Origin of the sequence: Oscillochloris sp. ZM17-4 (assembly GCF_019599295.1) — a bacterium.
Taxonomy (GTDB): Bacteria; Chloroflexota; Chloroflexia; order Chloroflexales; family Chloroflexaceae; genus Oscillochloris.
The window spans coordinates 1-11,075 of sequence record NZ_JAIEWN010000082.1; the positions used below are offsets into that span (position 1 = coordinate 1).

8 protein-coding genes and 1 pseudogene are annotated in these 11,075 nt (G+C 62.7%); 4 read left to right on the forward strand and 5 right to left on the reverse strand.

All coding sequences use genetic code 11. From position 1 onward, the window contains the following. The 4 genes from K2Z83_RS26810 to K2Z83_RS26825 all read left to right on the forward strand — a co-directional run. Positions 1 to 2,261: site-specific DNA-methyltransferase (locus K2Z83_RS26810; RefSeq protein WP_220598234.1), on the forward strand; the 2,261-nt coding region annotated here is incomplete at its 5' end. Between the two features lie 14 nt (positions 2,262 to 2,275). After that, positions 2,276 to 4,114 carry a formylglycine-generating enzyme family protein gene (locus K2Z83_RS26815; protein ID WP_220598235.1) on the forward strand — a complete coding sequence of 613 codons (1,839 nt, stop codon included), beginning with the start codon at positions 2,276 to 2,278 and terminating at the stop codon, positions 4,112 to 4,114. 232 nt (positions 4,115 to 4,346) lie between these two features. Then, entirely contained in the window at positions 4,347 to 6,416 is a 2,070-nt protein-coding gene (locus K2Z83_RS26820) for a 3'-5' exonuclease (RefSeq protein ID WP_220598236.1), read from the forward strand. 70 nt (positions 6,417 to 6,486) lie between these two features. Next, the gene (locus K2Z83_RS26825; protein WP_220598237.1) at positions 6,487 to 7,179 is read left to right on the forward strand and encodes a uracil-DNA glycosylase family protein; all 693 of its coding nucleotides are present in this window, start codon (positions 6,487 to 6,489) and stop codon (positions 7,177 to 7,179) included. Between the two features lie 546 nt (positions 7,180 to 7,725). Here K2Z83_RS26825 and K2Z83_RS26830 read toward each other — a convergent pair. From K2Z83_RS26830 to K2Z83_RS26850, 5 genes and pseudogenes are all read right to left on the reverse strand, one after another. Next, the gene (locus K2Z83_RS26830; protein WP_220598238.1) at positions 7,726 to 8,712 is read right to left on the reverse strand and encodes a ParB/RepB/Spo0J family partition protein; all 987 of its coding nucleotides are present in this window, start codon (positions 8,710 to 8,712) and stop codon (positions 7,726 to 7,728) included. A 78-nt stretch (positions 8,713 to 8,790) separates the two neighbouring features. Beyond that, positions 8,791 to 9,006 carry a hypothetical protein gene (locus K2Z83_RS26835; protein WP_220598239.1) on the reverse strand — a complete coding sequence of 72 codons (216 nt, stop codon included), beginning with the start codon at positions 9,004 to 9,006 and terminating at the stop codon, positions 8,791 to 8,793. A 262-nt stretch (positions 9,007 to 9,268) separates the two neighbouring features. Next, positions 9,269 to 10,300, reverse strand: a complete 1,032-nt coding sequence (locus K2Z83_RS26840; RefSeq protein ID WP_220598240.1) for a hypothetical protein — start codon at positions 10,298 to 10,300, stop codon at positions 9,269 to 9,271. Next, a complete protein-coding gene (locus K2Z83_RS26845) occupies positions 10,297 to 10,587 on the reverse strand; it encodes a hypothetical protein (protein WP_220598241.1) in 291 nt (96 codons plus the stop codon). The genes K2Z83_RS26840 and K2Z83_RS26845 overlap by 4 nt, the downstream gene beginning before the upstream one ends. After that, positions 10,584 to 11,075, reverse strand: a pseudogene (locus tag K2Z83_RS26850) (hypothetical protein); the annotation flags it as partial. The pseudogene K2Z83_RS26850 and the gene K2Z83_RS26845, both read right to left, overlap by 4 nt.

Sequence of the window (11,075 nt, forward strand, 5' to 3'; positions counted from 1 at the left end):
ACCGCGAGCACATCACCCGCGAGCCCGAGCAGGTCAAGGCCTTCCGCGACACCTGGCGCGACGGCATCCACTCCTACCTGACCTACCTGCGCGACCGGCTAACCGTCGCCCGCGACCTGCTCACCGACAGCGGCTCGATCTTCGTGCAAATTGGCGATGAGAATGTCCACTTTGTACGGAGTTTGCTAGATGAGGTTTTTGGGGTAGAGAATTTTCAGACACAGATCAGTTTTAAGAAGACCAGTGGAGCGGGTAGCCCTTCTGTCAAAACGGTTGGATTAGCAGCTGTTTATGACGTTGTGCTGTGGTATGCCAAATTTGCTGAGAACATCAAATATCGCCAGCTATACAACCCTAAAGATGATGATTTTGACGCGGGTGGCCAATACTCAAAGATTGAACTCCCAGACTACACTCGCCGATCCATGGCCAGCGCCGAACGGAAAGAGCGCAGTCTAGTGCCTAGCGACGCACGAATCTACCGACACGACACAATAACTTCTCAAAGTGCTGCATCCACAACCAAATATGCTTGGAATGAACAAGGGCGATCATTTCTTCCGGGCAATGGCTACTGGAAAACGCCCATCTCAGGAATGACGAGACTCAGTCATTCCTGGCGTTTAGGAACGGCGGCAAACAGTCTCAGTTATATTCGGTTTATCGATGACTTTCCAGTATCTCCGATTTCTAATCTCTGGACAGATACCCTTACAGGATCATTCACCGAAGAAAAAACATATGTAGTCCAGACTTCAACCAAAATAATCCAGCGCTGCATCCTCATGGCCACCGACCCCGGCGACCTCGTGCTCGACCCAACCTGCGGATCAGGCACCACGGCCTACGTAAGTGAGCAGTGGGGGCGGCGCTGGATCACCATCGACACCTCGCGGGTGGCACTGGCCCTGGCGCGGGCGCGGATCATGGGCGCGCGTTACCCCTACTACCTCCTGGCCGACTCGCCGGCGGGCCAGCGCAAAGAGGCCGAGGTCACGCGCAGCGCCCCGGCGAGCGCGCCGACCTACGGCAACATCCGCCAGGGCTTCGTCTACGAGCGGGTGCCCCACATCACCCTGAAGAGCATCGCCAACAACGCCGAGATCGACGTGATCTGGGACAGGTTCCAGGAGGCGCTGGAGCCACTGCGGGCGCAGCTCAACGCGGCTCTCGGCAAGAGCTGGGATGAGTGGGAGATCCCGCGCGAGGCCGGCGCGGGCTGGCCGGCGTCGGCGAAGGAGCTGCACGCCCAGTGGTGGGAACAACGCATCGCCCGCCAGCGCGAGATCGACGCCAGCATCGCCGCCAAGGCCGAGTCCGAGTACCTCTACGACCGGCCCTACGAGGACAAGGGCGTGGTGCGCGTCGCCGGCCCCTTCACCGTCGAGAGCCTCTCGCCGCACCGCGTGCTGGCCGTAGACGAGAACGACGAGCTGATCCCGCACGGCAAATTCATCAACGAGGGGCCGGACGGCTACGGCGAGGGCTACGACTTCACCGCCGTCATCCTGGAGAACCTGCGCACCGCCGGCGTGCAGCAGGCCCACCGCCAGGACCGGATCAGCTTCACCGCGCTGAGCGGCTGGCCGGGGCGCTACATCTGCGCCGAGGGCCGCTACCTGGAGGGCGAGAGCGGCAAAGAGCGGCGGGCGGGCATCTTCATCGGCCCCGAGTTCGGCACCGTGCCGCGCGCCGACCTGGTGGCCGCCGCGCGCGAGGCCGGCGACGCCGGCTTCGACGTGCTGATCGCCTGCGCCTTCAACTACGACGCCCACTCGGCCGAGTTCGAGCGGCTGGGCCGGGTGCCGGTGCTCAAGGCGCGCATGAACGCCGACCTGCACATGGCCGACTCGCTCAAGAACACCGGCGCCGGCAACCTCTTCGTGATCTTCGGCGAGCCCGACATCGCCATCGAGCCGGCCGACAGCGGCCAGATCCGGGTCAAGCTGCGCGGCGTGGACGTCTTCCACCCCCAGTCGGGCGAGGTGCAGGCGAGCGGCCCGGACGAGATCGCCTGCTGGTTCATCGACAGCGACTACAACGAAGAGAGCTTCTTCGTGCGCCAGGCATACTTCCTGGGTGCCAACGACCCCTACAAGGCCCTGAAGACCACCCTGAAGTCCGAGATCGACGAGGAGGCCTGGGCCAGCCTCTACGGCGACACCTCGCGCGCCTTTGCCAAGCCCACGTCCGGCCGCATCGCCGTCAAGGTGATCAACCACCTGGGCGACGAGGTGATGAAGGTGTTTAGTGTTGCTTAGCCGAGAAGACAGCGATGAGTAGCGACAATCTTCAAACCCGTCTAACCCGCCTGCGACGCAAGCTCGCTAGCGAGACCGACCCCGAAGAGCGGGAAGATCTCCTGCTAGCTATTGAGGCCACAGAGCAGAGGCTTGCCGCGCAGCAGACCCAGATCAACTTCACTAGTGCTCAGACAGGCGATATCAGCATACGCGATGTGGCTAGCGGCGACATCACCTCGGTTGAGCAGCAGACCAACCAGAGCATCGGCGGGGAAGCAAATGTCGGCGCAGTGATAGGCCGGGATGTTCATGGCAGCATCAACCTGCCAGTCATCCCGACAGGTGTGTCGGGTGTGGGGGTTGCCACCACCCTGAATCAGTACTTCAACACTCCCAGGCCAGATACCCATGACATACCGCCGCAAGCCTACATCGCCGCCGAGGTCAGCGACCTGCGCCAGCAGGCGCTGCTGGCCTACTACCAGGAGGATTGGCGTCGTGCCGCCGACCTGCTCGCCCGCGTGGTGGAGCGGGATGGCGACGACGCCGAAGCGGCGCAATCGCTTACCGCCGCACGCAGCCATCTGCGCCTCCAGGATCGCTACTCCGTAGCCCGCACTCTGCGCCAGGCCGGTGAGTGGCGGGCAGTGCTCGGTGCTCTGGAGGAGATCGCGCGAATCAATCCTCAGGCACTTGATCGGGATAACTTGCGCACATGGGCTGAGGCTGAGCGAGAACGAGTGATTCGAGAGGCGCGCTTTGGCCCGGTTTACGACCAAGTTATGGCTAGTCACTATGACGAAGCACTCAAGATACTGACGCGACGACTTGCTATAACCCCTGGCGACCAAGACGCCATTCGAGCCACAGTGGCAATAATCGAAGATCCTACAATTTCCGTTCCAGCGTGTATTCGGGTAGCATCTGGTGAGTTACTGTCCCAATATGGCGACCCACGCTCGGGTGTTTGTAGCCTACCACCACCAATGGTACCAATCAAAAGTGGGCGCTTTGCGATCGGTATATCACTGACAGAAAATGAACAAATCGTTGCGTGCGAGCGAGCAAATAACCTTGAGCAAAAAACAACCTATTGGTATGCAGACACTTTAAATAGTCGATCAATGACTGTTACGGCGTTTGAACTAGCCCGTTATCCTGTAACAAATGCGCAGTATAAGTTGTTTATTGATGCCGGAGGTTACGATCCTGATGCTTCCTGGTGGACAGACGCTGCACGAGTCTGGTTAGCACAGGACGATCACATGTGGCAGCAATACCAGCACAAGGATCAGCCCAAATACTGGGATGACCCACGCTTTGGGATCTCTCGTCCCAATCACCCGGTGGTCGGAGTGAGTTGGTATGAGGCAACTGCATTTTGCTCGTGGCTAACCCAATATCTCAACGACAATTATGAATATATGCTACTGGGCGAAGCTGAGTGGGAGTATGCCGCACGAGGATCAGAGCGTCGAATCTACCCCTGGGGTAATGCCACTCTAGATAGGGAGCGTGCCAATTTTAATCAAGAGTACGGCGGCACCACCGCCGTGGGCTGTTTCCTGGTGGGAGCAACGCCAGAAACCGGGTTGCTCGATATGACCGGAAATGTCTGGGAATGGACATGTAGTGAGTATCAGCCATATCCGTACGATTCTGATGATGGGCGTGAGGATAGTTATGAACCAGCAGAAGAACATTTTACGCTTCGTGGAGGCGCATGGTTTAACCGACCGATTTACCTACGCGTAACCTCCCGCATAGACAGTTCACCTGGTAACCGCAATCGGAATGCGGGTTTTCGGGTTGCCCGGCGTCCTCTTCAGGTAAAGACTGGACTTTTGCAAAAATCTCGCCCGAGGTATTAATCCGAACAAATGCTCCTTGCGCCGAAGGGCAAGCATAAGGCTTTCTAATGTGATCTCTTGGCTTGGCATCCGTCTCATAAACACCCGCGAGGGGCTTGGGATTTACCGTATCACAGACCCCCTGACGCATCGGTGGATGATGTGGGCTTTCGGGTTGCTCGACGCAAAGCATAACCATTAGTTCCAGTACGTGTGACTGACCATAGGCTATCTACCTATTTAGGGCAGTTTTATGGAATTCCGCATCGCCGACACCTTTACCTCCAGCCTGGCGAAGCTGGCTAGCCAGGAGCAGCGGGCGGTGAAGACCACCGCCTTCGACCTGCAGCTCAACCCGGCCCACCCGAGCCTGCAGTTCCACCGGCTGGACGCGGCCAAAGACCCCGACTTCTGGTCGCTGCGGGTCAACCTGGACATCCGTATCATTGTCCACAAGACGGCGGCCAGCCTGCTACTCTGCTATGTCGATCACCATGAAGATGCGTACGCCTGGGCGCTGAAGCGCAAGATCGCGCGCCACCCGACCACCGGTGCGGCCCAACTGGTCGAGGTGCGCGAGCGGGTCGAGGAGGTGCTGACCTTCGTCCCGATTGAGGCCGACGCGCCCGCTCTGGCGAAGCCCCTACTCTTCGCCGCCATCGACGACGAGTTGCTGCTGCGCTACGGTGTGCCCGCCGAGTGGCTCGCAGACGTGCGCCAGGCCACCGAGGACACCATCTTCGCCGTGGCCGAGCACCTGCCCCAGGAGGCCGCCGAGGCCCTGCTGGAACTGGCGACCGGCGGCACCCCGACTGCGCCGGCCCAGGTGCTGCCCGACAGCGACCCCTTCGCCCACCCCGACGCCCAGCGCCGCTTCCGGGTGCTCCAGAACGTCGCGGAGCTGGAGCGCGCCCTGGAGTACCCCTGGGACAAGTGGAGCGTCTTCCTACACCCAGCCCAGCGCCACCTGGTCGAGCGCGACTACAGCGGCCCGGCGCGCGTCTCCGGCTCGGCCGGCACCGGCAAGACGATCGTCGCGCTGCACCGGGCGGTCTTCCTGGCCCGCCGGCACCCCGAGGCCCAGGTGGTGCTGCTGACCTTCTCGGAGGCGCTGGCCAACGCCCTCAGTCACAAGCTGCTCCGGCTGATCGGCAACGAGCCGCAGCTGCGCGACCGCATCAACATCTACGCGACCAGGGAGTTCGCCCAGGAGCTGTACGCCGAGTCCTTCGGCGAGCCGGCGATCGCCACGCCGGAGCAGCTGCGCGAGCTACTGGCCGAAGCGGCGAGCAAGGAGCCAGAGCAGCGCTTCAGCCCGCAATTCCTCTTCGCGGAGTGGAGCGAGGTGGTCGACGTCTGGGGGATCGACGGCTGGGAGCGCTATCGCGACGTGCCGCGTCTGGGCCGCAAGACCCGCATCGGCGGCCGGCAGCGCGAGACCCTCTGGGCGATCTTCTCGCGGGTGCAGCTCATGCTCTTCGCGCGCGGGATGCTCACTTGGCCAATGCTGCTCCGGCGGGTCAGCGAGCACTGCCTGGCGACCGGCGAGCGGCCCTTCGACTTCGCGATCATAGATGAGTCGCAGGACCTCGACGTGGCCGAGCTGCGCTTTTTGGCCCAGCTCGGCGACCAGCGCCCCGACAGCCTCTTCTTCACCGGCGACCTGGGCCAGCGCATCTTCCAGCAGCCCTTCCCCTGGAAGGCGGTCGGCGTGGACGTGCGCGGGCGCGCGCAGACCCTGGCGATCAACTACCGCACCAGCCACCAGATCCGCCAGCAGGCCGACCGGCTGCTGCCGCGCTCGCTCACCGACGTAGACGGCAATGTCGAGGCGCGCGGGGGGACGATCTCGATCTTCAACGGCCCGGCGCCGACGATCGACATCTTCGCCGATCAGGATGCGGAGCGACAGGCCGTAGGCGGCTGGATCGCGGCGCGGCTCGCGGAGGGCATCCGGCCCGAAGAGATCGGCGTCTTCGTCCGCTCGGCGGCGCAGATGCCACGGGCGCTCGCGGCCATCCTCCACGCCGGCACCCTATCAGTCGAGCTCGACCACTACGTCGCGTCACCCCGGGATCGCGTCGCCCTGAGCACGATGCACCTGGCCAAAGGGCTAGAGTTTCGGGCCGTGGCGATCATGGCCTGCGACGACGAGGTGCTCCCGCTGCAGGAGCGCATCGAGCGCGTGACCGACGAGTCGGACCTGGAGGAGATCTACACCACCGAGCGCCACCTGCTCTACGTCGCCTGCACCCGCGCCCGCGACCACCTGCTGGTCAGCGGGGTAGATCCGGCGTCGGAGTTTCTGGATGATATGAGGTAGTTGGCCTTGCAGGTTGAAATCTACACAGGCCACTCATTGCGAGGGAACCTTGATCACACCAGCTGATTTTATGAGCGAGGTGATGGCCTGCTCAGAAACTGCTCGTAAGCAAACCCGGCAACTGACCAACGTAGGTGACTATGTTGACATGTCCCTACATATCCCGCAGCCATATATGGGCAGCGGGCCGATCAAGTTAGTAGTGATCGGCCAGGATCCTACCATCCAGCAAGTCGCCAGCCGAGGCAAGATCACAACCGTACTCAACCTCAACCGCAGTGGAAGCCTACGCACCTACATTGCGGACATCTGCGCACGGCTCGGCATCTCCCTCGACCAGCACGTCTATGCGACAAATGCCTGCAAGTGCTTTTTCAACGACCCGCCGACGACCATTCTGAAGCAGAACCAGGTCGATGTGTTGGACGCCAGCGCGCATATATGGCTTCCGGTGCTTCAGCAGGAGCTGGCACAGTTCCCCGATGCTGTGGTGATAAGCCTGGGGGAGCCGGTTCTAGCGATGTTGGTGCCCGATGAATATCGCATCCCGATACGCGACTATTGGGGATACCATAAGCGCTGGAAGGAAGGCACCTTCGCCCCAATGCGCATCACTACTGCCGCTGAGAGCCGGGTCGGCCGGGCGATTATCCCGATGGTGCACCAGCCGACCCAGCGAGGGGCGCGCACACTGTTCTACCGCGAGCGGCGGGATGCCTACTTTGCGTATCTTCGTCAGTCCGGATATATCCCTTCAGTCTGAGGTAAACCAATGATCATAACCTGGCTCATCATCAACTGTATCGGGATGGACGAGCAGATACGACGCACGCTGATGGAGACCGCGAGGCAGGGGCACAACCCGCACTACTATGAGGCAACACCTTGGCTGGAATATACCTCTGAAAGTGATGAAGAAATACCCACCATCCAAATATATTGTCAGAGTCAGAAAGAGGCAACATGGCTGCGAAAGAGACTACGTGACGCCTGCACTCCCTACGAGCGGCGATCCTCACATCCTCACCACACAGGCAAAGAGGTGGTATCGAATCCGCTCGATAACCGCATCTTCTTCAGGTACACCGATAAGGATGGGAACGACCTCCCGCCAGAGAATCTACCAGCGCGAATAGCCGGGTAGCCAGGCAGGCTAGCAAAAGCAAGCGGCAGAGCGTTGCCCCTCCACTTTACCTGGCAGCGTGTATCCTTGCTGGGGCGACCAGCATCAACAAGCTATTTGTCCAGCTCTTCCGGACGGAGGGTCGGGCCAGGTCGCCAACAGCCTGGCCCATGCACTGCTCGCTTCTTATGGTGTGGCCACCGCCTGCGCCCCGGCGTACTCGGCGAACTTCAGCAGATCCTCGGCGATCTCGTGGATATCCGTCTCGGATGGCGGCGCGAGCGCCTGGATCTGCTTGACCAGGTCGATCACCTGCTCGTACCATTCGCGGTCGTCCACGTCGGCGTCGTCTCCGGCAGCTGTAGGAGCGGGGCTCGGCGCCGGCGTCGGGGACAGCGCGGGTGCGGGGGCCGGTGTCGGCTTGGGCTGGATGGTGGCCGCGATCAGGATGTCCACGTCCTTGTTGATCAGCCGCCCGTTCTTCGCCAGCGTCGACAGCAGCTTGCGCTGCTCGTCGGGCTTGAGGGCGACAATCTTGTAGGCCACGCTGTCCTTGAACGTGCCCTCATTGAAGGCGGCGCGCAGCTGGGGGATGAGCCCCTTCAGCCGCAGCAGGTTGCGGATGGTGGCCACCGGCTTGCCGGTCGCCTCGCTGATGGCGGTCTCGCTCGCGCCCTGGGCCACCAGGCTCTCGACGGCGGCCAGGTCTGCGGCGGCGTTGTCGCTCCGCATCTGGTTCTCGATCGTGGTCAGCACATCGTTGCTCGCCCAGCCGAAGGGGTAGACCACCGCCGGAATTTTATCCTGGCCATTGATCCGGGCCGCCTTCACGCGGCGCCGACCGGCCGAGACCACGTAGCTACCGTTCGGCTTTTTCAGCAGCAGGATGGGCTGCATCACGCCGAACTCTTTGACGTTCTTCACGAACGCCTCGTCGGGTGCCGCGCCGATCAGCTCGGCGTTGGGCGGCAGATCAGCCAGGCTGACCCTCTCGGGCACGCCCATCGCCTCGTAGGCCGGCAGCAGGTTCATATCGGCCTGCTGCGGCGGTGCCGTTGGCGTGGGCTTCTTCGTGGACGTGGCGGGCTTCTTAGCGGTCGAGGCGGGCTTCTTGGTAGCCGAGACGGGTTTCTTGGCCGTAGACTTGGGTGTAGTTGAAGATGTCGTTGTCACCGTGGGGCTCCTTGTGTAGTGCAGGACGCAAAACGCCCCGCCGAACGGTTCGGCGGGGCCAGACAGCAGGCGGCCCCTCTATGGGAGCAGGGCCAGGGCGAACAGGACGATGAGCGCGATGTTGAGCGCGACGCTCCCGAGGCAGATCAGCAGCAGCACAAACGACGAGTAGATGTACCAGTTCGGCAGCGGCCCCGGCTCGAACGGGCGTGCCGCGTAGACGACGAACAGCGCCACCAGTTCGCGCAGGCCTGCGCGCGAACGACGTGGGCGGGGGCGAGCGTTTTGGGCCATCATTTTCTCCGGGGAAAACAGCGCCGCCGCTGAGCAATTCAGCGGCGGCGAACGACGAACGGCGCATTGTCAGTATTGATGTGATCGATATGGGGCTCCCTCGCCCTCGCGGGCCTCGGCTTCTTCTGTCCTGCATTGTAGCACAACTAAGAGTATTTGTCAAAATATTTTAGCGTTGCAATGCGGAAAAACGCCTCTCGCAGAGAGGCTGCGAGAGGCGTCAGAGGAGTAGTGAGGAGAGAGTCGAGGGCGGTCGAGGAGCTTAGCGGGGATCGTTGGGCATCTGCAGCCGGCTCCGGATCTCGGTCGTAATGGCGCTCCAGTCGTCGCCGACCTCGGCGCGGAACGCGGCCCACCAGGCGGTGAACAGCTCTTCGGGCAGCTCCTGCGCGTACTCGCCGACCTTCACGATCACGACGGGCGGCTTCTCGACCTTCGCGGCCCGCGCCGAGGGAGGCGACACGATCGGCGCGCCTGTGTCCTCGATGATAGCAGCCTCGAAGTTGTTGGCCGGCTGCGGCGCGGCCACAGGGGTGGCTACCGCTGCGGATGCCTCCACGGCCGGCTCAGCGGGCACCTCCGCCGCGACCAGGGCCGCCGGTGCTTCCTGGGCTACTGCTGCCGCTGGGGCCTCCACGGCCGGCTCGGCGGGCGGCTCAGCCACAACGGGAGCCGCCAAGGCTTCCTGGGCCACTACCTCTGCTGAGGCCTCCACGACCGGCTCAGGGGGCGTCTCGGCCACGATGGGGGCTGCGAGAGCCTCCTGGGCCGGTGCAGCGGTTAGGACGGGGGCACTCGCCGGGGCAGGTGTGAGCGCGGCAGGGGCAGCGACTAGAGCCTGGGCGACCGAGGCAGTCGGCTTCGGCCGGCTGAACTTCTCGAAGCTGACCACCCACTCGTCGAGCATGTTCTGCAGGCCGCCGTCGGCAGGCGCGACCAGGTCGGCCAGCGCGCTCACCTTGTCGCCCTGCACCTTGGCCTGCTCACCGATGCGGTCGAAGAACAGCAGGATCTGGCTCTCGGTCTCCTCGTCGCAATCGACCCAGGTCACTGGGATCTGCGTCTCGCCGTTGCCAATGGCCAGCTCCACGCGCAGGTGGCCGTTGAGCGTGCGGCCGGTGCGGCGGTTGACCACCACCTCGTCGATGTAGCCGATGTCGTCGATGGCGGCGTTGACCACCTTGCGCTGGGCCAACGGGTGAGTGTAGAAGTTGAGCGGGTGCGCCTTCAGCTCCAGCGGGTTCGCCGGCTCGTGGGCGACAATCAGGTTGCGCCAGTCGTTCGCGGTGGTCATAGGTCGACTCCTTCAGGAATGATGCCAGATTGATCCAGGTCGGACAGGTCGCCGGTAAAGCTTGGGTAGCGGTCGCTCGCAAGGACGCAGAGGGCCATAAAGCTCATCGCGTCCTGGAGGTGATTGGTGGTGGTGCCCGCAAACGAGGGTAAGGCGACGGCCCGGCCCTCCAGGAGGTCGCCGAGGGCCTGCACGTAGGCCACCGCGCCCGGCTCGCCGGCGATCATGCCGACCTCCCAGGTGAGCGTGGTCGTGTGCCCGGCCAGGATAAGGGATGCGGTGATCATACGCTCACCATCACGCCGCAAAACCAGGCGAACAGGTCCGGGTCTTTGAGTGTCACGCCACGCGTGCCATCAGTCATCTCTTCGCTCATCATTGATACCAGCTCCGTGGAGCCGCTGTCGTAGTGCTTGCCGAAGTACGGGTGCTCGAAGCGGTCGGGGCGGGTCCACTCGTCAGCCCCGTAGTTTCGGTTTGACACCTCGCGCAGCTGCACGAGATCCTCGCCCCGCGTGCGGTGCGCCAGGTACGCCTGCGCGGCCTCGCGCAGCCGGGGCACCCGCCACTCAATCCAGTGACCCATCTCATGGGCCATCGTGGAGCGGCGGGCACCGTCGCTGAGGTAGATGCACTCTTCGTGGTTGCTGTAGTACGACCGGCTGCTCTCCGTCTTCTCCACAAAGAGCGGAAAGCGCGAGCTTGCGGCGACCCAGGACTTGGGCCAGAAACCGATCAGCTCATCAGCGTAGTCTATCCCGCGCTCCAGGCTCTG

Coding starts and splice junctions, on each gene's coding strand:
- K2Z83_RS26815 (WP_220598235.1), top strand. CDS start 2,276: ATGAGTAGCGACAATCTTCAAACCCGTCTAACCCGCCTGCGACGCAAG.
- K2Z83_RS26820 (WP_220598236.1), top strand. CDS start 4,347: ATGGAATTCCGCATCGCCGACACCTTTACCTCCAGCCTGGCGAAGCTG.
- K2Z83_RS26825 (WP_220598237.1), top strand. CDS start 6,487: ATGAGCGAGGTGATGGCCTGCTCAGAAACTGCTCGTAAGCAAACCCGG.
- K2Z83_RS26835 (WP_220598239.1), bottom strand. CDS start 9,006: ATGGCCCAAAACGCTCGCCCCCGCCCACGTCGTTCGCGCGCAGGCCTG.
- K2Z83_RS26840 (WP_220598240.1), bottom strand. CDS start 10,300: ATGACCACCGCGAACGACTGGCGCAACCTGATTGTCGCCCACGAGCCG.
- K2Z83_RS26845 (WP_220598241.1), bottom strand. CDS start 10,587: ATGATCACCGCATCCCTTATCCTGGCCGGGCACACGACCACGCTCACC.